The 20,111-nt window shown below is 61.0% G+C and carries 16 protein-coding genes and 1 tRNA gene; 4 read left to right on the top strand and 13 right to left on the bottom strand.

The features are described from left to right. The first annotated feature begins 240 nt into the window (after window positions 1-240). The 3 genes from AAEZ09_RS03290 to AAEZ09_RS03280 all read left to right on the top strand — a co-directional run bounded on the left by AAEZ09_RS03290 (window position 241) and on the right by AAEZ09_RS03280 (window position 3,225). Window positions 241-327 (top strand) — tRNA-Leu (locus AAEZ09_RS03290). Window positions 328-649: 322 nt separating this feature from the next. Then, window positions 650-1,660: an extracellular solute-binding protein gene (locus tag AAEZ09_RS03285; RefSeq protein WP_205892006.1), complete on the top strand. Its 1,011-nt coding sequence runs from the start codon at window positions 650-652 to the stop codon at window positions 1,658-1,660. After that, window positions 1,660-3,225, top strand: coding sequence for an ABC transporter permease (locus AAEZ09_RS03280; protein WP_350598111.1), 1,566 nt, complete (start codon window positions 1,660-1,662; stop codon window positions 3,223-3,225). Before AAEZ09_RS03285 ends, AAEZ09_RS03280 begins: the two co-directional genes overlap by 1 nt. 52 nt (window positions 3,226-3,277) lie before the next feature. Here AAEZ09_RS03280 and AAEZ09_RS03275 read toward each other — a convergent pair whose 3' ends face one another. From AAEZ09_RS03275 to AAEZ09_RS03220, 12 genes are all read right to left on the bottom strand, one after another. Continuing rightward, a complete protein-coding gene (locus AAEZ09_RS03275) occupies window positions 3,278-5,212 on the bottom strand; it encodes a methyl-accepting chemotaxis protein (protein WP_045061832.1) in 1,935 nt (644 codons plus the stop codon). 149 nt (window positions 5,213-5,361) lie between these two features. Beyond that, window positions 5,362-6,651, bottom strand: coding sequence for an adenylosuccinate synthase (locus AAEZ09_RS03270; protein WP_045061833.1), 1,290 nt, complete (start codon window positions 6,649-6,651; stop codon window positions 5,362-5,364). Window positions 6,652-6,705: 54 nt separating this feature from the next. Next, on the bottom strand, window positions 6,706-7,893 hold the full coding sequence (locus tag AAEZ09_RS03265) for an ATP phosphoribosyltransferase regulatory subunit (protein WP_045061834.1): 1,188 nt from the start codon (window positions 7,891-7,893) through the stop codon (window positions 6,706-6,708). Window positions 7,894-8,209: 316 nt separating this feature from the next. After that, a complete protein-coding gene (hflC, locus tag AAEZ09_RS03260) occupies window positions 8,210-9,079 on the bottom strand; it encodes a protease modulator HflC (RefSeq protein ID WP_045061835.1) in 870 nt (289 codons plus the stop codon). Next, window positions 9,079-10,251: an FtsH protease activity modulator HflK gene (gene hflK, locus AAEZ09_RS03255; protein WP_350598108.1), complete on the bottom strand. Its 1,173-nt coding sequence runs from the start codon at window positions 10,249-10,251 to the stop codon at window positions 9,079-9,081. Before hflK ends, hflC begins: the two co-directional genes overlap by 1 nt. Window positions 10,252-10,347: 96 nt before the next feature. Continuing rightward, the gene (gene hflX / locus AAEZ09_RS03250; RefSeq protein WP_045061837.1) at window positions 10,348-11,649 is read right to left on the bottom strand and encodes a ribosome rescue GTPase HflX; all 1,302 of its coding nucleotides are present in this window, start codon (window positions 11,647-11,649) and stop codon (window positions 10,348-10,350) included. A gap of 12 nt (window positions 11,650-11,661) precedes the next feature. Further along, window positions 11,662-11,922, bottom strand: a complete 261-nt coding sequence (gene hfq, locus AAEZ09_RS03245; RefSeq protein WP_007902656.1) for an RNA chaperone Hfq — start codon at window positions 11,920-11,922, stop codon at window positions 11,662-11,664. A gap of 92 nt (window positions 11,923-12,014) precedes the next feature. After that, window positions 12,015-12,986 carry a tRNA (adenosine(37)-N6)-dimethylallyltransferase MiaA gene (miaA, locus tag AAEZ09_RS03240; protein WP_045061838.1) on the bottom strand — a complete coding sequence of 324 codons (972 nt, stop codon included), beginning with the start codon at window positions 12,984-12,986 and terminating at the stop codon, window positions 12,015-12,017. Further along, window positions 12,986-14,896: a DNA mismatch repair endonuclease MutL gene (mutL, locus tag AAEZ09_RS03235; RefSeq protein WP_045061839.1), complete on the bottom strand. Its 1,911-nt coding sequence runs from the start codon at window positions 14,894-14,896 to the stop codon at window positions 12,986-12,988. Before mutL ends, miaA begins: the two co-directional genes overlap by 1 nt. Beyond that, entirely contained in the window at window positions 14,893-16,320 is a 1,428-nt protein-coding gene (locus AAEZ09_RS03230; protein WP_045061840.1) for an N-acetylmuramoyl-L-alanine amidase, read from the bottom strand. The genes mutL and AAEZ09_RS03230 overlap by 4 nt, the downstream gene beginning before the upstream one ends. Continuing rightward, complete coding sequence (tsaE, locus tag AAEZ09_RS03225) at window positions 16,321-16,791, bottom strand: tRNA (adenosine(37)-N6)-threonylcarbamoyltransferase complex ATPase subunit type 1 TsaE (RefSeq protein ID WP_045061841.1); 471 nt, start codon at window positions 16,789-16,791, stop codon at window positions 16,321-16,323. It abuts the gene before it with no gap. Beyond that, the gene (locus AAEZ09_RS03220) at window positions 16,779-18,278 is read right to left on the bottom strand and encodes an NAD(P)H-hydrate dehydratase (RefSeq protein WP_045061842.1); all 1,500 of its coding nucleotides are present in this window, start codon (window positions 18,276-18,278) and stop codon (window positions 16,779-16,781) included. The genes tsaE and AAEZ09_RS03220 overlap by 13 nt, the downstream gene beginning before the upstream one ends. A 63-nt stretch (window positions 18,279-18,341) precedes the next feature. Here AAEZ09_RS03220 and queG point away from each other — a divergent pair, with 63 nt between their 5' ends. Further along, window positions 18,342-19,406, top strand: coding sequence for a tRNA epoxyqueuosine(34) reductase QueG (queG, locus tag AAEZ09_RS03215; RefSeq protein ID WP_045061843.1), 1,065 nt, complete (start codon window positions 18,342-18,344; stop codon window positions 19,404-19,406). A gap of 89 nt (window positions 19,407-19,495) precedes the next feature. Here queG and AAEZ09_RS03210 read toward each other — a convergent pair whose 3' ends face one another. Then, window positions 19,496-20,107, bottom strand: coding sequence for a trimeric intracellular cation channel family protein (locus tag AAEZ09_RS03210; RefSeq protein ID WP_045061844.1), 612 nt, complete (start codon window positions 20,105-20,107; stop codon window positions 19,496-19,498). Window positions 20,108-20,111 lie beyond the last annotated feature (4 nt).

Here is a 20,111-nt window from a genome sequence, read left to right as displayed (position 1 = left end):
AATTGGTAGACACGCCAGCTTCAGGTGCTGGTGACCGCAAGGTCGTGGAAGTTCGAGTCTTCTTCTGGGCACCAATTTCGAGCTTGAGATTAGATCAATTTCAAGACTCGCACAAAAACCCGCGAAAGCGGGTTTTTTGCATTATAAGCTTTTGATTTATTAAAATTAAATCAGGGGTTTACAGATCAAAAAGCTCTCCGTATAGTGCGCCACATCAACAGCGGCAACGCTGAAGATTATGCCCAGATGGTGAAATTGGTAGACACGCCAGCTTCAGGTGCTGGTGACCGCAAGGTCGTGGAAGTTCGAGTCTTCTTCTGGGCACCAATTCAAATTCAAGGTTTCGGCCTTGGATTTCACAGAAACCCGCGAAAGCGGGTTTTTGCGTTTCTGGCTTCCAGAAATCTGTATTTGGCATAAATTCCCCTGTAGGAGCTGCGGAAGGCTGCGATCTTTTGATCTTGATTGTTGACTGATCTGAAGTCGCTGAAGATCAAAAGATCGCAGCCTTCGGCAGCTCCTACGGTGGGTTGGCGTGCATTCGCCCTTTTCCATCACAGGCATTCCCACCCCGCAAAGCGCACTTGAGAAACAATATCGTTTATCATTGTTTCAAGTTTTTGCAATGCGACAGTGAGGAACCCTGCGAATGATGCTTCGAAATACCCTGCGCCGCGGCCTGACCATCACCCTGCTCGGCCTGGCAATCGCCACTCCCCTCACCCAGGCTGCTGATCCAGTTTCCCTGACACTCTATAACGGTCAACACAAGGAAGTGGGCGACGCCGTCGCCAAGGCCTTCGAAGCCAAGACCGGCATTCACGTCAATGTGCGCAAGGGCAGCAGCAACCAGCTGGCCAGCCAGGTTGTAGAAGAGGGCGAGCGCTCGCCTGCCGACGTGATCTATACCGAAGAATCGCCCCCGCTGAACAAACTCGGGCAACAGGGCGTGCTCGCGCCTACCGATGCGGCCACCCTCGCCGTGCTGCCCAAGGACTATGTTGCCGCAGACGGCACCTGGATCGGCATCACCGCCCGGGTTCGCGTCGTCGCCTACAACCCCAAGCTGATCGACGAAAAAGACCTGCCGAAATCGGTGATGGAGTTCTCCGACCCGAAATGGCAAGGCAAAGTCGGCTTCGTGCCCACCAGCGGCGCATTCCAGGAACAGGCAGTCGCCATCATCAAGGTGCACGGTATGGACGCCGCCGAAGAATGGCTGACCGGCCTGCGCGCATTCGGCAAGACTTACAGCAACAACATGGTCGCCCTCAAGGCTGTTGAAAACGGCGAAGTCGCTACCGTGCTGGTGAACAACTACTACTGGTTTGCCCTGCAGCGGGAAAAAGGCCAGCTGGACTCCAAACTGCATTACTTCACCGGCGGTGACGTCGGCGGGCTGATCACCGTTTCCAGCGCAGCCGTGCTCAAGTCCAGCAAGCATCCCAAGGAAGCCCAGCAGTTGCTGGCCTACATGGCGAGCGAGGAAGGCCAGCGCGTGATCACCCAAACCACCGCCGAGTACCCGCTGCACAAAGGCATGCAATCGGACCGAGGCCTCAAGCCGTTCAGCGAGCTGGAAGCACCGAAAGTCACCCCCGCCGACCTCGGCAATGCCGATGAAGCACTGGACCTGGAACGTGACGTTGGCTTGAACTGATGAGCGCATCGTTATCCGCCCCCGCCTCGCGCGGGGGTTATGTGCCAAGGCGCAAGGGGCCTTCTATCTGGCTGTTACTGCCCGTTTTGCTGCTGGTTGTGCTCAGCCTTCTACCGCTGGTGTATGTCGGCCTCAAAACCTGGCAGGCCGGCTGGGCCGAGGCGCTGCATTTGCTCTGGCGGCCGTATGTGTTCGGCCTGCTGCGCAATACCCTGGCACTGATGATCGGCGTGACGGTCGCCTGTGGGGTGATCGGGCTGTCGCTGGCCTGGCTGCTGGAACGCAGCAACCTGCCAGGGCGGCGACTATGGGGGGTGATTCTATGCCTGCCATTCGCGGTACCCGCGTTTGTCAGCAGCTTCACCTGGGTGTCTCTGAGCGCAAGCTTTGAAGGCCTGGGCGGGGCGATTCTGGTGATGACCCTGTCCAAGTACCCGCTGATCTTCCTGCCCGTCGCTGCCACCTTGCGCAATCTGGACCCGTCCCTGGAAGAGTCCGCCCGCACCCTCGGGCAGAATCGCTGGGGCGTGTTTTTCCGGGTCACGCTGCCGCTGCTATGGCCGTCCTTGCTCGCAGGTTCCCTGCTGATTGCCCTGCACATGCTGGTGGAATTCGGCGCCCTGTCGATCATTGGCCTGCAGACTTTCACTACAGCGATCTACCAGCAGTTCGAGCTGGAATTCAGCAACGCCAACGCGGCAATGCTTTCGGCGGTACTGTTGGCGCTGTGCCTGATACTGCTCTGGCTCGAGCTTAAAGTGCGCGGCAAGGGTCGACACGTGCGCACCGGCCAGGGCGCGGCGCGACAGGCTGCACAGGTTCGCCTGGGGCCGTGGGCTGTCGCGGGACAGGCGTACTGCCTGATGCTGGCAATCATCGGCAGCGGCATTCCTTTGGGGATGCTGGCGTACTGGCTGGCGGTGGGTTCGTCGGCGGCCTTTCCCGTAGCAGCGATCAGCGAGGCGCTGCTGTCGTCGCTTGCTCTTTCGCTGGGCGGCGCGGCGCTGTGTCTTGTGCTGGCAGTGCCGGTGGGCTTGCTGGTGGTGCGCTACAAGGGCCGGCTGGCGATCTGGGCCGAGCGCCTGCCCTACCTGCTGCATGCGTTGCCAGGCCTGGTGATCGCACTGACGCTGGTGTATTTCGCCCTGCACTACGTACCGTTGCTATACCAGACTTCGGCATTGCTGCTGATCGCTTATGCGCTGCTGTTTCTACCGCTGGCCCAGGCACCGATCCGCACGGCATTGAACAAGGCTGCGCCGCAGCTGGAAGAGGCGGCTCGCACGCTGGGAGCGTCGTCCTTCAGCGCGTTTTGCCGGGTGACGCTGCCGATCATTTTCCCGGCGCTGGGGGCGGCGTTCGCCCTGGTGTTCCTTGACGCGATGAAGGAGCTGACGGCCACGCTGCTGCTGAGCCCGACCGGGCTCAATACGCTGGCGACTGAGGTGTGGGCGCATACCGCGAATGTGGAATTCGCGGCGGCAGCGCCTTATGCGGCGCTGTTGATTCTGGTGTCGGGGTTGCCGGTGTATTTGTTAACTACCCGGATGTATCTCAGCCGCTGAGACCGCTATCGCGGGCATGGCCGCGATAGCGTCAGACCTGCCAATACAAAACCTAAGCCCTGAACTGCCCCAGGCTCGCCTTCAGCTGTGCCGCCAACCCATCCAGCACCTTGCCGCTGGCAGTGGTTTCGACAACCGCCTGAGCGGCCTTCTCCGCTTGGGCATGAATGGTTTCAACCCGTCCCCGCACCGCCTGCGCGCCTTGCGCCTGGTGCGCCGCCGCCTGCGTTGCCAGGCCGATGGCCGCATGCACCTGTTCGACCGAGGCCTGCACCGACTGCTGCAAACGCGCACTGTCACGCAATACCAGCAAGCCCTCATTGGCCTGGCGCCCAGCCTGGCCAATCGCGGCCACAGCCTCGCGTGCGCCTTGCTGCAAGGCGACGATATGCGCCTGAATGTCACCGGTTGAGCTCTGGGTCTTGCTGGCCAACGCCCGCACCTCATCTGCCACCACCGCAAACCCGCGACCGGTTTCCCCGGCACGGGCCGCCTCGATGGCCGCATTGAGCGCCAACAGGTTGGTTTGCTCGGCGATCCCGTGGATCACCGTCAAAACCACTTCAATCTGCTCGCTCTGCAGCGCCAGGCGCTCGATAACCTTGGCCCCGGTATCCACCTGCCCGGCCAGCGCCTCGATCAGGCTGCCCACTTTTGCCGAGGTCCGGGTGTTCTCATCGGTCGCCGAGCGAATGTCCACCACCTGCTGCAAGGCGGCCTGCATCGCATGACTTTCCGACTGCGCCTCATCGGCCATTTGCGAGAGCGCCCGCAGGCTCTCGGCCACTTCATCGCGCTGCATCCCCGCCGCCGCATCAGCCCCGGCATTGCGCAGGGTCATCGCGCCGATTTCCACGCCAGTGCGCTGAGCCACATCCCCGGCTTCGCGCACGATGGGTTGCAACTTGTCGACGAAGCGGTTGACCGCCGAGGCCATGTCGCCGATTTCATCCTTGCTGCTGATCTGCACGCGCTTGGTCAGGTCGCCCTCACCCGCCGCAAGGTCGTCCATGGCGGCAATCAGCAGCTTCAGACGGTTGACCACACGCCGGCCGAGCACTACCGCCAATAACAGCAGCACACCAAAGCCAACCACGGCCAGGCTCATGCCTATGCGCCAGCGCAATGTACCCGCGGCCTCCTGCACAGTGGCGGCGGTGTTGGCTTTCATGTCCGAGGCGGTCGACTGCGCCGACTGCAGGCGCGCACGCATGGCCGTGGCGCTGTCGGCAGCGGCGCCCTTGAGGCTGTCGGCGACCAGTTGGTCGCTGCTGCCAATCAACCCCGAGAAGCGCTTGTCGAGGGCCGCCAGGTCGGCTTCAACCGAGGCAGTCGAGACGCCCATCAGGACCTTGCCGATTTCCACCCCATTGGGGTTGATCGAGGCTTCGAGGTAGTAAACCGACGGATCGTTCTTTGCCGCATCCAGCACCTTGTCCAGCGCGCGCTCGCCCTGGCCTTTTTCCAGCAGGGCCTTGTTGATCGGGTTCTCACGGTTCAGATAACGCGTGAGGTGCTGCCCGGTGGCGTCGTCATACACCACAAACAGCACGTTGGGATTGCGCTGCGCCCGGCGGGCGAACTCCGAGAGTGTCGGGACGTCGCTGTCCCACATGGCACGGGGTGCGACCGAGGCCAGCAGCTGAGCCATGTCGTTGGCGGAATCCTTGAGATCCTTTTCCAGGGTCGCACGCAGTTGCGCCTGCTCCTCTTCCAGTTTCGAGGACAAACCCGCCGTGAGGCGCTGACGCGTGCTGGTGGAAAGGTTGTCGAGACTCGACGTGACCTCACGCCCGGCCTGCTCGAGCTCGCCGGACAGCTTTTGACTGTCGGCGCCCAGGCGCACAGCCAAATCAGCTTCCAGCGCAGTCACCGTGCTCCGTGTCAGGGCTACGGCTACCAGTACTTGCACCAAAAGAGCGATACCGAGGGTAACGAACACGGGCCGCAACAAACGGCTTTGTAACAATGAGAGAACGGCTGACACTAGGAATCCCTCTGCTTGACGCCATTAAATTGATGGCATCCCACAAAAGATGCACTTAATGAAGATCACAGCAAAGGTCATGCCGCCGGCTGAGCAGAAACGACAAAGGCCCCAATTAAGGGGCCTTTGTGTTTTACATCAACAGCTTATTAAGCGAACGGGTGACGCAGAACGATGGTTTCGTTGCGGTCCGGACCCGTCGAAATAATGTCGATCGGCGCGCCGATCAGCTCTTCAACACGCTTGATGTAGGCACGGGCGTTAGCTGGCAGCTCTTCAAGGGTTTTGGCACCCACGGTCGACTCGGTCCAGCCCGGCACTTCTTCGTACACAGGCACCAGGCCCACGTAGCTGTCAGCGTCGGTTGGAGCCACGTCCTTGCCTTCTGCATCCTGGTAGCCGACGCAGATATTGATGGTTTGCAGGCCGTCGAGTACGTCCAGCTTGGTCAGGCAGATGCCCGAGATGCTGTTCACATCGATAGCACGACGCAGGATAACGGCGTCGAACCAGCCACAACGACGGGCACGGCCGGTAGTCGCGCCGAACTCGTGGCCTTGTTTGGCCAGGTGCGCACCGACTTCGTCGAACAGCTCAGTCGGGAAAGGACCCGAACCTACGCGAGTGGTGTAGGCCTTGGTGATGCCCAGGATGTAGTCCAGGAACATGGGACCAACACCCGAGCCAGTCGCAACGCCACCAGCGGTGGTGTTGGAGCTGGTCACGTACGGGTAGGTACCGTGGTCGATGTCCAGCAGCGAGCCTTGGGCGCCTTCGAACATGATGTCTTTGCCAGCGCGACGCAGGTCGTGCAGTTCGGCAGTCACGTCCAGCATCAGCGGCTTGAGCAGCTCAGCGTATTCCTTGCACTCGGCCAGGGTCTTGTCGAATTCGATGGCCGGCTCTTTGTAGTAACCCACCAGCATGAAGTTGTGGTAGTCCACCAGTTCACGCAGCTTGTCTTCAAAGCGCGGCATGTTGAGCAGGTCGCCCACACGCAGGCCACGACGCGCGACCTTGTCTTCGTAAGCCGGGCCGATACCGCGACCGGTGGTGCCGATCTTCAGCTCGCCACGGGCTTTTTCACGCGCCTGGTCCAGCGCAACGTGGAAGGACAGGATCAGCGGGCAGGACGGGCTGATACGCAGGCGCTCACGCACCGGTACGCCTTTCTCTTCCAGCTTGGTGATCTCACGGAGCAGGGCGTCCGGTGCAACCACCACGCCGTTGCCGATCAGGCACTGCACGCCTTCGCGCAGCACGCCCGACGGGATCAGGTGCAAGACGGTTTTTTCGCCGTCGATCACCAGGGTGTGACCCGCGTTGTGGCCACCTTGGTAGCGCACTACGGCGGCAGCATGTTCGGTCAGCAGATCAACGATCTTGCCTTTGCCCTCATCACCCCATTGGGTGCCCAGGACTACGACATTCTTACCCATAACACTTGTCCTCTTCGCGCAAACTTGGTGCCGGCCACGGGCCGACAGGAAAACTCAAGAAGCCAGTGGCGATACTTGCCACAGCCCGTTCTGCTGAATCAATTGCCGGTCGCAGTCCGCTTCACGGGCGGCGGCCAAAGGTTGCCCAGGCAACGCCTGAACGACACGCTGACCCTCACTGCGCAACTGGCAAACCTGCTGCCAGAGTGCCGCATCCGTACTGTCAGGCATCCAGATACCGCCAGACGGTAGCTGGATTTCAGCACGCCCCAGGGTCACCAGGGTTTTCAAATCGGTGGAGAAGCCGGTGGCCGGGCGGGCACGACCGAAGTCGGCGCCGATGTCGTCATAACGACCACCCTGGGCGATGGACTGGCCAACACCCGGCACGAACACGGCAAACACCACACCGGTGTGGTAGTGGTAACCACGCAATTCGCCCAGGTCGAAGTACAGCGGTAATTCCGGGAAGCGTACGGACAGCCGTTCGGCGATTGCCAGCAGGTCGTCCAGCGCAGCCAGTACCGGCGCCGGCGCATGAGCCAGGCGCTCACGGGCCGCTTCCAGCACTTCACGCCCGCCGCACAGGCCGACCAATGCCCGCAGCATGCCCGACAAATCGGCAGGCAAGCCCTCGGTCAAGGTAATGACCTCGTCGATGGCCTTGCGTTGCAGCGCGTCGAACAACTGCTGCTCGACTTCACCGGACAAACCGGCGGCGCGCGCCAGGCCACGGTAAATGCCTACATGCCCCAGGTCCATGTGCACGTCCGGCACATCGGCCAGCTGCAGCATGGCCAGCATCAGGCTAATGACTTCCACGTCGCTGCTCGGGCTACCGTCGCCGTACAGCTCGGCGCCCAGCTGAATCGGGCTGCGCGAGGACGACAAGGCGCGCGGCTGCGCGTGCAGGACGCTGCCGGCATAGCACAGGCGGCTCGGGCCTTCGCGACGCAGGGTGTGCGCGTCGATGCGCGCCACCTGCGGCGTGATGTCGGCACGAAAGCCCATCTGCCGGCCCGACTGTGGGTCGATGACCTTGAAGGTACGCAGATCGAGGTCCTGGCCCGCGCCGGTCAGCAGGGATTCCAGGTACTCGATATGGGGAGTCACGACAAACTCGTAACCCCAGCTCTGGAACAGATCCAACACCTGGCGGCGCGCTACTTCAATGCGCGCTGCCTCCGGTGGCAGTACTTCTTCGATGCCATCTGGCAGCAGCCAGCGGTCTACCGTTGCCATTACGCCATTCCCCTATGATCCGGCCTGCCAGCCGTTGGGCGAGCCTTGAGTGAAGCAGAAAATGGCCGGCTCATGCGCAAATCAGCGCGCATGAACAACAGGGCGAAAAGCCTGCAATCGGCTTCGCCTGCCATTTCCCTCGAAAAACCTGTCGAGTCGTTCAACTCGGGTGCCTGCATAAAAACAGCAATCAAACGTGCAGACGCAAAAAAGCCGGGAATTTCCCGGCTGCCGCATCATACACACGTTTTCCCAAAGGATCACCCCGCCCGAGGCTTTAGCCGCCAGGCGGGGGATGATTCAGGTCAACGCCGTATCAAGGCTTGGCTTTTTCCAGGTAACGGAAGAAGTCGCTGCTTGGGTCGAGGACCATGACGTCGGATTTGTTCGCGAAGCTTTCACGGTAGGCTCGCAGGCTACGATAGAAACCGTAGAACTCCTGGTCCTGACCGTAGGCCTTGGAGTAAATCGCCGCTGCCTGGGCGTCGCCGTCACCGCGAACCTCTTCAGATTCACGATAGGCCTCAGCCAGCAGCACTCGACGCTGACGATCGGCGTCGGCACGGATGCCTTCAGCCAGTTCGTTACCTTTGGCGCGGTGCTCGCGAGCTTCACGCTCACGCTCCGAACTCATGCGTTCGAATACGCTGCGGTTCACTTCCTTCGGCAGGTCGATGGCCTTGACCCGAACATCGACAACTTCGATGCCCAGCTCTTTTTCGGCCATCTTGTTTAGCGAAGCGGTGATGTCAGACATCAACGCATCACGCTCGCCCGAGACAACCTCGTGCAACGTGCGCTTACCGAACTGGTCACGCAGGCCCGATTCCAGACGACGGGACAGACGTTCGTCAGCGATCTGCTTGAGGCCGGATGTAGCGGTGTAGAAGCGCTCGGCATCTTTCACGCGCCACTTGGCGTAGGCATCGACCATGACGGCTTTCTTTTCCAGCGTCAGGAAACGTTGTGTCGGTGCATCCAGCGTCATCAGGCGCGCGTCGAATTTGCGCACCTGGTTAACGTAAGGCACTTTCACATGCAGGCCCGGCTGAACGTCAGCCTGGACCACGCGACCGAACTGCAGCAACACCGCACGCTCGGTCTGAGCCACGATGTAGAAGCAGTTCCAGGCAGCGATCGCCACGACGACCACGACAATAAGGGCGATCAGCGATTTATTGCTCATCAGCGACTCTCCCTGGTACGTGTCTGCTGTTGCTGCAGATCAGCTGCTGCACGCGCATTCGCTTCATTGCTGGTGGCTGCTGCGCCCGTCACCGGAGCGCTGGTGCTGCGACCACTGTCAATCATCTTGTCCAGCGGCAAGTACAGCAGATTGCTCTGGCCGTTCTTGTTACCGGTCACGAGAACCTTGCTGGTATTGCTGAAGACTTCCTGCATGGTGTCCAGGTACAGACGCTCGCGGGTAACTTCAGGTGCCTTGCGATACTCGCTGACCAGTTTGGTGAAGCGATCTGCCTCACCCTTGGCGCGCGAGACGGTTTCGTCGCGGTAGCCGTTGGCATCTTCAAGGATGCGCTGGGCCTGACCACGGGCTTCCGGCACGACACCGTTGGCGTAGGTTTCAGCCTGGTTGCGCGAACGCTGCTCGTCTTCACGGGCACGGATCACATCATCGAAGGCTTCCTGTACTTCACGCGGTGCCGCTGCGCTCTGTACGTTGACCTGGGTGATGGTAATACCGGTGCGATAGGTATCCATGAAGCGTTGCAGGCGCTCCTTGATTTCGCTGGCCATCAACTCACGACCTTCGGTCAGTACCTGGTCCATGGCGGTGGAACCCACCACATGGCGCAAGGCGCTTTCAGTCGCGTGCTGCAGGCTGATTTCCGGCTGATCGACGCTCAGCACGAAGTCCTGCAGGTTGCTGATCCTGTACTGCACGGTCAGCGGCACTTCGACGATGTTCTCGTCTTCAGTCAGCATTTGACCCTGCTTGGTGTAGGCACGCTCACGCGTGACGTTTTCCAGGTACTTGCGATCGATTGGCGGGAAGTAGATGTTCAAGCCCGGGCCAACCGTTTCGTAGTACTTGCCGAAGCGCAGCACCACGGCTTGCTCCTGCTCGTCGACGACATAGACCGCGCTGTACAGCCAGACAGCCGCCAGCACGACGAGGACGACGCCAAGAATGCCGCCGAAGCCGCCACTCTTGCCCGAACCGCCGCCGTCATCACCACGTTTCTTACCACCACCGAACAACCCGTTCAGGCTTTCCTGCAGCTTTCGGAAGGCCTCGTCGAGATCCGGTGGTCCCTTGCGGTCGCCGTTATTGCGGCGCTTGCCACCCCAAGGATCCTGATTATTCGAGTTGCCACCCGGCTCATTCCAAGCCATAGCGCTCTCCATCTGATAAAGCAAAGACGCACCCACGGCGCGCCGACCAATGCTACAGAATGCCTGCGACTGCGGCACAACCGCTTTCTCAGGCTTTTATTGCAAAGTGTGTTGCTCGATGAACTCTGTCGGCACAACGCCTTCACGGCTGACCAGCCGATTGAGCTCCGAGCGCGGCAATCGAACGGCCAGCAAGCTGACCCCTTCTTCGTCGTATTCTTCTTTCTGCACCGCACCGAGGTCGAAAAACTGCGCACGCAGTCGAGCGAATCGTTGCGGCAAGCGCAAGGTACCCACAAACAGCTCACTGCCCAGCAACTCGGCAATCGCTTGCTCCAGCAACTCCAGGCCACTGCCATCACGCGCCGACAACCAGACCCGTAGAGGCTTGCCGTTTTCGTCGCGCTGGATTTGTGGCTCAACGCCTTCAAGCAAATCGAGTTTGTTATAGACCTCGAGGATCGGCAAGTCCTGGGCACCAATCTCGCCCAGCACCACCATCACCTGTTCGATCTGCAACATGCGATCCGGCTCGGCCGCATCGATCACGTGCAACAACAGATCGGAGTTGCTCGACTCCTCGAGGGTAGACCGAAATGCCTCGACAAGCTTGTGTGGCAAGTGGCGAATGAAACCCACAGTGTCGGCCAGGACGATCGGCCCCAGGTCGTCCAGTTCCAGACGGCGCAAGGTCGGGTCCAGGGTGGCAAACAGCTGGTCAGCCGCATACACATCGGATTTCGTCACGTTGTTGAAGAGCGTGGACTTGCCGGCGTTGGTATACCCCACCAGGGAAACGGTAGGGATATCCGCGCGCGTACGGCCACGTCGCGACTGCTCGCGCTGGCTGCGCACTTTTGCCAACCGGCCCTTGATCTGACGCAGGCGAACCCGCAGCAGACGGCGGTCGGTTTCCAGTTGGGTTTCACCCGGACCACGCATGCCGATACCGCCACCTTGACGTTCAAGGTGAGTCCAGCCACGAACCAGGCGGGTGCTCATGTGGTCAAGCTGGGCCAGTTCTACCTGGAGCTTGCCTTCATGGGTACGGGCGCGCTGGGCGAAAATATCGAGAATCAGACCGGTGCGGTCAATCACGCGACACTCGAAAACTCGTTCGAGGTTACGTTCCTGACTCGGCGTGAGGATGTGATTGAAGATCACCAGGTCCGCCTTCTCGGCATGGACCAGGTCGCGCAGTTCCTCGACCTTGCCACTGCCGATCAGGAATTTGGCGGTTGGCCGATGACGCGGTACGTTAAAAAACGCAACGGTCTCGGCGCCGGCCGAATTAGCCAACTCCTGAAACTCCTGCGGATCTTCGCGCGCCTCAGGGTCCTGTCCATCCAAGTGAACGAGGATCACTCGCTCACCACCACCGTGGCGCTCAAAGAACAAAGGAGACTCCTATCAGGCGTTACCTGGCTCAGCGTCACCCGCTTCGGATTCGGTTGCGCTAGGCAGACGAATTGGACGAACCGGCACCACTGTCGAGATAGCGTGCTTGTAAACCATCTGGCTCACGGTGTTCTTCAGCAGGATAACGAACTGGTCGAAAGACTCGATCGTGCCTTGCAGTTTGATCCCGTTGACCAGGTAGATGGAAACCCCAACTTTCTCTTTACGTAAAGTATTCAGGTAAGGGTCTTGTAGCGAATGCCCTTTTGACATGTGCCGCACTCCTTTAAGGATTCAAAATAAAATAGGTAAACAGATGGCTTGTGGCCGTCACACCCCCAAGGATAGACGGCAATTGCAAGGACTCAGCTCAATATGGAGATGGTCCCCAGGTATTTCAAGGCGCGCGGCAGATTGTCGCAATCCAGGCTGTCCAACCAATGTAAGTCAGCCCAGCTGCGCAGCCAGGTGAACTGACGCTTTGCCAACTGGCGCGTAGCAATAATTCCACGCTCCTGCATCTCGGCTTGCGTCAGCTTGCCATCCAGGTAGTCCCAGACTTGTCGGTAGCCTACTGCACGTATAGAGGGCAACCCGGCATGCAGGTCACTTCGTTTACGCAGGGCTACGACCTCGTCAATGAATCCCTGTTCCAACATTAATGTGAATCTTTGTTTAATTCGCTCGTGCAGTACTTGGCGATTCGCCGGGGCAATGGCCAAGTTCACGACAGTATAGGGCAATTGTTGCCGACCCGAAGCGGCTGCTTCAGTACTTTGCGCAGATTGTTGCAAGCGTAGCGCAGTCATGCTCTGACCGCTCACCCGGTAAACTTCCAAGGCTCGACTAAGGCGCTGGGGATCGTTCGGATGAATACGTGCTGCGGATTCCGGGTCGATGACCGCCAACTGGTCGTGCAGGGCTTGCCAACCCAGGCGCGCAGCCTCTTCCTCGATCTGCGCACGAACGTCGGCGTCGGCCGCGGGCATGTCTGCCAGGCCTTCCAGCAAAGCCTTGTAATAGAGCATTGTGCCGCCCACCAGCAGCGGTATTTTGCCGCGGGCGGTGATCTCGGCCATGGCCTCCAGCGCGTCACGGCGGAAATCGGCGGCTGAATAGCTCTGCGCCGGATCGAGAATATCGATCAGGCGGTGAGGGTATTCGGCCAGCAGCTCCCTGGAAGGCTTCGCAGTGCCGATATCCATGCCGCGGTAGACCAGCGCCGAATCAACGCTGATCAGCTCACACGGCAGCACTTTGCTGAGTTCGATGGCCAGGTCGGTCTTGCCGGCGGCGGTCGGCCCCATGAGGAAAATCGCAGGAGGGAGCTGGTTCATCAGCGACCGCGCAAGAACAGTTTGTCCAGATCGTCCAGGCCCAGTTGGGTCCAGGTCGGTCGGCCATGATTGCATTGACCGCTGCGCTCGGTGTTTTCCATGTCACGCAGCAGACCGTTCATTTCCGGCAATGCCAGGCGCCGGTTGGCGCGGATGGCGCCATGGCAGGCCATGGTGCCGAGCAATTCATTCAAATGAGCCTGGATGCGGTCACTGGTGCCGTATTCCATCAGGTCCGCCAACACGTCACCGACCAGGCGATTGGCCTCGGCCTGCTTGAGCAGTGCCGGTATCTGCCGGATGGCCAGTGTTTCCGGGCCCAGGCGCTGCAACTCAAACCCCAGGCGCTGGAACCAGGCCTGGTGTTCCTCGGCGCAATCGGCTTCGCGCTGGCTGACCGCCAGGGACTCTGGCACCAACAGCGGCTGGCCACTCAAGCCTTCGCTGGCCATGGCAATTTTGAGGCGCTCGTACATGATCCGCTCGTGGGCGGCGTGCATGTCGACCAGCACCAGCCCCTGGGCGTTTTCCGAGAGGATGTAGATGCCCTTGAGCTGCGCCAGGGCGTAACCCAGCGGCGGAATGTCTTCTTGTCCGGCCGGCAGCGCGGCTGCGTTGGCTTCGGGCAGCGGGGCAAAGAACTCACGGTAGGCCGCCTGCGCTTCAGCTGTCGGCACTGTGGACTGTGGCCGTGGCGAGTATTGATACTGGTAGCCGGCACCCGCGCCCGAACCCGCCGGCGTATTGAACGTCGGCTGGGCCTGGGGTTGCTCCAGCAGCGCGTTGGCCGCCAGGCGCATTTCACCCTGCGGGCCGAACTCGCCGGCATCGATGCCGGTGGGGCGTACGATCGCCGTGGCGACAGGCGCTGCCAGATGATCGTCCGGACGCACATCGCCCAGGGCGCGGTGCAGCGTGCCATAAAGAAAATCGTGAACCATGCGCCCATCGCGAAAGCGCACTTCGTGTTTGGTCGGGTGCACGTTGACGTCAACGCCCGCCGGATCGACCTCGAAGAACAGCACGAAGGTCGGGTGCCGGCCATTGAACAGTACGTCGCGATAAGCCTGGCGCACGGCGTGAGCCACCAGCTTGTCGCGCACCGCACGGCCGTTCACGAAGAAATACTGCAGGTCGGCCTGGCTGCGGTTGAAGGTCGGCAAACCCACCCAACCCCACAGATGCAAGCCGTTGCGCTCGATTTCGATCGGCAGGGCCTGCTCGAGGAAACCCGCACCACAGATTGCCGCCACGCGCCGGGCGCGGGCCGCATCATCGTGCGCCTCATGCAGACTGAGGATAGTCTTGCCGTTGTGGCGCAGGTGGAATGCCACGTCGAAGCGGGCCAGCGCCAGGCGCTTGATCACTTCCTGCAGGTGATCGAATTCGGTTTTTTCGGTCTTGAGAAACTTGCGTCGCGCCGGCGTATTGAAAAACAGGTCGCGAACTTCCACCGAGGTGCCCACCGGGTGAGCAGCCGGTTGCACGCGGGGCGCCATGTCCCGGCCTTCGGTCTCGACCTGCCAGGCCTGATCGGCGTCGCGGGTGCGCGAGGTCAGGGTCAGGCGCGCCACGGAACTGATCGACGCCAATGCCTCGCCACGAAACCCAAGGCTCATGACCTGTTCGAGGTCTTCCAGGTTACGGATCTTGCTGGTGGCGTGGCGGGCCAGGGCCAGCGGCAGGTCATCCGCCGAGATTCCACGGCCATCGTCACGCACTCGCAGCAGTTTAATGCCGCCCAGCTCGACATCGACGTCAATGCGCCTGGCGCCGGAGTCGAGGCTGTTCTCCAGCAACTCCTTGATCACCGAAGCCGGGCGCTCGACCACCTCGCCGGCAGCAATCTGGTTCGCCAGGCGCGGGCTGAGCAGTTCGATACGAGCATCGTTGCCGACGACTGCACTCATTCCTTGGCCGCCAGTTCGGTGCCAGGAATGGTCAGGTGTTGCCCGGCCTTGAGGTCGTCACTTTTCAGGTTGTTCGCGCTGCGCAAAGTGGCCGGGGACACCTGGTAGCGCACGGCAATCATCGCCAGTGTCTCGCCAGGGTTAACCCGGTGATCACGCGGCCCCTGGGCGATCCCACCGGAATCACGCAACCAGGCGATGTAGGTGCCTGGCGGCGGGTTCTGCTGGAAGAATTGGCGTACGCCGCTGCTGATGGAGCGGGCCAGCGCCTGCTGGTGACTCGCCGCGGCGAGTTTCGAAGCTTCGTTGGCATTGGAGATAAACCCGGTTTCCACCAGGATCGACGGGATATCCGGGGACTTGAGCACCATGAACCCGGCCTGCTCCACTCGTTGTTTGTGCAGCGGAGTGACGCGACCGATGTTGCTCAGGACTTTCTGGCCGACGTTCAGGCTGGAGGTCAGGGAGGCGGTCATCGACAGGTCGAGCAGTACGCCAGCGAGCATGCGGTCCTTGTCATCGAGGCTGACATTGCCAGCGCCCCCGATCAGGTCGGAACGGTTTTCGCTATCAGCCAGCCAACGGGCTGTCTCCGAAGTGGCACCGCGATCAGACAGGGCAAACACCGAAGCGCCGAATGCCGCCGCCGATGGGGCCGCGTCGGCATGGATCGAGACGAACAGGTCGGCGCCTTTCTTGCGGGCAATTTCGGTTCGGCCGCGCAGCGGGATGAAGTAGTCACCGGTGCGTGTCAGTTCGGCGCGGAAGCCTTTCATGCCATTGACCTGACGCTGCAGCTCCCGGGCGATGGCCAGTACCACGTCTTTTTCACGTTGGCCGCGGGAGCCCGAGGCGCCCGGGTCTTCGCCACCGTGCCCGGCATCGATGACCACGATGATTTCCCGCTTGCCAGCCGGGGCTGGCGGCAACTTGACCGGCGGATCGATTGGCGTGACCGGTACCGGCGCCACCTTGGCGACGTTGGTCGGCGCGGGAATAGGCGCGGCATCGGCAGCGTCGTCGAACAGGTCGACCACCAGGCGATTGCCGTACTGGGCGTTCGGCGCCAGGGTAAAGCTCTTGGGAGTCACGGCCTTCTTCAGGTCGATGACCACCCGCAGGTCGGTCGGCGTACGCTGGGCCGAGCGCATGGCGGTGATCGGCGTATTCGCCGAATTGACACTCAATGGTGCACCAAGGGACGCGCCATTGATGTCAATGACCAGTCGATCCGGCGCTGTCAACGTGAAGACACTGTGTTGCACTGGCCCAGACAGGTCGAACACCAGCCTTGTGTTGTCCGGCGCTCGCCACAAGCGAACGCTGTTGACCTTCGATTCGGCCACAGCGTTGACGGTTACCGCCAAAAGCAAAAATCCTACGGCAGCTACCATCGCGCGAAAGCGCATACCTGACCCCATCATTTAATTGAATTCCAATGCCAAAGCGGCACACCAGGACTCGCCACGCGAGCCTTGGGACAAAATTTTCAGCGAACGGCCGCTGTGTTGCGGGCTAATGGTAATGGTCAGGTCGGGCTTTGGCAAAAAGCCTGCACCCTTTTCGGGCCATTCAATAAGACACAACGCGTCATCTTCGAAATAATCCCGTATCCCCAGGTACTCCAGCTCTTCCGGATCGACCAGCCTGTAGAGGTCGAAATGGAAAGCCCGGACCTCGCCGATCTCGTAAGGCTCCACCAAAGTGAAGGTCGGACTTTTTACCGCGCCAACATGCCCCAGCCCCCGAATGATTCCCCGTGACAGCGTGGTCTTGCCTGCCCCCAGATCGCCCTCGAGAAAAATCAGACCATGCCCGCCAGTGGTTCGTGCAATGCGCTCGCCAAATGCGCTCATCGCTTCTTCATCAGCCAGGTACAGGTTTACTTCAGACACGGTGCTTGCTCCTCCAACAACTGACGAATGGCCGGGATCAGATCACTGGCCGCCAGCCCACGGCCCGATTTACCTTCTTGCGCACCAGCATTGGCATGCAGCCATACACCCAGGCAGGCCGCGTCGTACGCGTCCATGCCCTGGGCCAGCAACGCACCGACCAATCCTGCCAGTACATCGCCCAAGCCGGCGGTAGCCATCGCCGGATGGCCTTGATGACACAGCGCCAGGCGGCCATCCGGGCTGGCGATCAAGCTGCCGGCGCCTTTGAGAACGACGACAGCTGTATATTTTTTGCTCAACGCGCGGGCAGCAGCTGGGCGGTCCGCCTGGACCTCGGCCGTCGACATGCCCAGCAAGCGCGCGGCCTCCCCCGGGTGCGGAGTAATGATGCAGCCTTTGGGCAAGCTGACGTGCGCCTCGGACAGCAGGTTCAGTGCATCGGCGTCCCAGACTTGCGGCAGCGGTGCGTTGGCAGCGGCCGACAACAGGCTGCGTCCCCAGGCGTCGCGACCCAAGCCTGGGCCGACGACCAGCACAGAGACCTTTTCCAGTATCCCCATCAGCTGGTTCGCGGAGGAAGTTCCCAGCACCATGGCTTCTGGAATCCTGGCCAAAGCGGCGGGCACGTGTTCGCTACGAGTCGCCACGGAGACCATGCCCGCACCACTGCGCAGGGCGCTTTGCGCACTCAGGAGAATAGCGCCGCCGAAGCCCCGATCACCGCCGATAAGCAACACATGGCCAAATTTACCTTTATGTGACGCCGGCGCCCTGGGTGCCAGGCGAGGCAGATTGCCAGTGCCCAGGCGACGAGCGCTGACAGGCGCCCGCCCCAGCAGCTGCGGATCCGCCTGCAGATCGTTGAATACCAACGCTCCTACTTGATCCGCCGCATCGCCGGTGAATAGCCCCAGTTTCAGGCCAATGAACGTCACCGTCAGGTCGGCACGCACGGCGCAGCCAAGGATGCGCCCGGTATCGGCACACAGGCCTGAAGGAATATCCACTGCGACCACTGGCAGGTCGCTGCAATTGATGGCGGCGATTGCACTGGCATAGGGTTCACGTACTTCGCCGCTCAGCCCGGTGCCCAGCAAGGCGTCCAGCACGATGCCACGCAAGCACGACTGCGCATCCCAGGCCTCAATGACGACCTGTTCGGCAACGGCTTCGGCATAAGCCCGCGCCGCATCACCCTGCAGGCGCTGGGGGTCAGCAACAGCCAGCACTCGCACCGACCATCCCGCGCGCCGGGCCAGCACGGCAACCAGATAGCCGTCACCGGCATTGTTACCATGCCCCGCCAGCACGCTCAGTTCGTTCGCCGCCGGCCATTGGCGCACCAGCGCGCGCCAGGTTGCCCGCGCCGCGCGCTGCATCAATTCGAAGCCTGGCGTGCCTGCCGCAATCAGGCTCGCATCAAGCCCACGGACTTGCGCGGCGCTGTACAGCGCGTCGGGTAATTCATCTTTAGTGTGCGGCATGCGTCTTCGGGCTCCGATGTCTGGCAGAATTATACGCACCTCAGCTCCGGTTTCTCTCGCCTCATGCCCGCTATTACTACAGACCTGCCCGCCCTCGCCCAATCCATCAAGGACTGGGGCCGCGAGCTGGGCTTTCAGCAAGTCGGCATCAGCGGCCTCGACCTGGCCGAGCATGAGCAGCACCTGGAGCGCTGGCTGGCAGCCGGCTACCACGGCGAAATGGAATACATGGGCGCCCACGGCAGTAAACGCTCGCACCCGGAACAGCTGGTACCCGGCACCCTTCGAGTGGTTTCCCTGCGCATGGACTACCTGCCGGGTGACACCGAGATGGCCAAGCGCCTGGCACAACCTGAAAAAGCTTATGTCTCGCGCTATGCGTTGGGCCGCGATTACCACAAATTGATCCGTAAACGTGTGCAACAGCTGGCAGAAAAAATTCAGGCGGTCATTGGCCCCTTCGGCTATCGCGCTTTCGTCGACAGCGCTCCGGTGCTCGAGAAAGCGATCGCCGAAAAGGCCGGCCTGGGCTGGATTGGCAAGAACACCCTGGTGTTGAACCGCAAAGCCGGCAGCTACTTCTTTCTCAGCGAGCTGTTCGTCGACCTGCCGCTGCCGGAAGACCCGCCCCACGCCACCGAGCATTGCGGCCGCTGCACCGCTTGCCTGGACATCTGCCCTACCAATGCCTTCGTGGGTCCCTATGTGCTGGATGCCCGCCGCTGCATTTCCTACCTGACCATCGAACTCAAAAGCGCGATTCCCGAAGAACTCCGGCCGCTGATCGGCAATCGGGTGTTCGGCTGCGACGACTGCCAGATGGTCTGTCCATGGAACCGTTTTGCCCGACCATCGGGCGAAAGCGATTTCAAGCCGCGGCACAATCTGGACAACGCTGAACTGGCCGAGCTGTTCATGTGGGATGAAGAAAAATTTCTCGGCAGCACTGAAGGCTCGCCGCTACGCCGGGCGGGTTATGAGCGTTGGCTGCGCAATCTGGCGGTGGGGCTGGGGAATGCACCGTCGAGTATTCCGGTACTGGAGGCGTTGAAGGCTCGGCGCGAGTATCCGTCGGAGCTGGTGCGCGAACATGTTGAATGGGCCCTGAAACAACACGGACTTACGTAGGAGCTGCCGCAGGCTGCGATCTTTTGATCTAAAAAAATCAAAGTCAAAAGATCGCAGCCTGCGGCTGCTCCTACAGGGACCGTGCGATGTCAGGCTTCGTCGTTATAGACGAACTTGGGCATTTCCCAGTGGAATCGAATCGCCAGCAAACGCAGCAGGAACCCGCCAAACAACGTCACCAGGATGGCCTGCTCGCCGGGCATTTGCAGGTAAATGCACAACATGTAGCACCAGGCTGCGGCGAACGAGACGCTGGCGTATAGCTCGCGGCGGAAGATCAGCGGTATATCGTTGCAGAAGATGTCCCGCAGGATGCCGCCGAACACGCCGGTGATCACTCCGCTGACAGAAGCCACCAACATGCCATGGCCCATTTCCAGGGCGGTCATGCAGCCGATCAGGGTGAAAGCCACCAGACCCACGGCGTCCAGCACCAGGAACAATGAGCGCAAGTGGCGCATCCAGCGTGCCGCAAAGATGGTGAACATGGCTGCGAACGAGGTCAGTACCAGGTATTCCGGGTGTTTGACCCAGGTCAGCGGGTAATGCCCCAGCAGCACATCGCGCACCGATCCACCGCCCAGGGCCGTGACGCAGGCGATCAGCACCACGCCAAACCAGTCCATGCCGCGACGCCCGGCAGACAGGGCGCCGGTCATGGCTTCGGCGGTGATGGCGATCAGGTAGAGCATCAGCAACATGGTG

Origin of the sequence: Pseudomonas sp. 65/3-MNA-CIBAN-0223, from assembly GCF_040310425.1 — a bacterium.
In the GTDB taxonomy this organism is placed as follows: Bacteria; Pseudomonadota; Gammaproteobacteria; order Pseudomonadales; family Pseudomonadaceae; genus Aquipseudomonas; species Aquipseudomonas gregormendelii.
Note: the sequence above shows the minus strand (reverse complement) of the source record. Positions and strands in the feature narration are given on the sequence as shown.

What these genes read in the sequence shown, in the direction of transcription:
- queG (WP_045061843.1), top strand. Translation starts at nt 18,342, where the DNA reads ATGCCCGCTATTACTACAGACCTGCCCGCCCTCGCCCAATCCATCAAG.
- miaA (WP_045061838.1), bottom strand. Translation starts at nt 12,986, where the DNA reads ATGAACCAGCTCCCTCCTGCGATTTTCCTCATGGGGCCGACCGCCGCC.
- AAEZ09_RS03230 (WP_045061840.1), bottom strand. Translation starts at nt 16,320, where the DNA reads ATGATGGGGTCAGGTATGCGCTTTCGCGCGATGGTAGCTGCCGTAGGA.
- hflC (WP_045061835.1), bottom strand. Translation starts at nt 9,079, where the DNA reads ATGAGCAATAAATCGCTGATCGCCCTTATTGTCGTGGTCGTCGTGGCG.
- hflK (WP_350598108.1), bottom strand. Translation starts at nt 10,251, where the DNA reads ATGGCTTGGAATGAGCCGGGTGGCAACTCGAATAATCAGGATCCTTGG.
- AAEZ09_RS03285 (WP_205892006.1), top strand. Translation starts at nt 650, where the DNA reads ATGATGCTTCGAAATACCCTGCGCCGCGGCCTGACCATCACCCTGCTC.
- hfq (WP_007902656.1), bottom strand. Translation starts at nt 11,922, where the DNA reads ATGTCAAAAGGGCATTCGCTACAAGACCCTTACCTGAATACTTTACGT.
- AAEZ09_RS03270 (WP_045061833.1), bottom strand. Translation starts at nt 6,651, where the DNA reads ATGGGTAAGAATGTCGTAGTCCTGGGCACCCAATGGGGTGATGAGGGC.
- AAEZ09_RS03210 (WP_045061844.1), bottom strand. Translation starts at nt 20,107, where the DNA reads ATGTTGCTGATGCTCTACCTGATCGCCATCACCGCCGAAGCCATGACC.
- AAEZ09_RS03265 (WP_045061834.1), bottom strand. Translation starts at nt 7,893, where the DNA reads ATGGCAACGGTAGACCGCTGGCTGCTGCCAGATGGCATCGAAGAAGTA.
- AAEZ09_RS03220 (WP_045061842.1), bottom strand. Translation starts at nt 18,278, where the DNA reads ATGCCGCACACTAAAGATGAATTACCCGACGCGCTGTACAGCGCCGCG.
- mutL (WP_045061839.1), bottom strand. Translation starts at nt 14,896, where the DNA reads ATGAGTGCAGTCGTCGGCAACGATGCTCGTATCGAACTGCTCAGCCCG.
- AAEZ09_RS03280 (WP_350598111.1), top strand. Translation starts at nt 1,660, where the DNA reads ATGAGCGCATCGTTATCCGCCCCCGCCTCGCGCGGGGGTTATGTGCCA.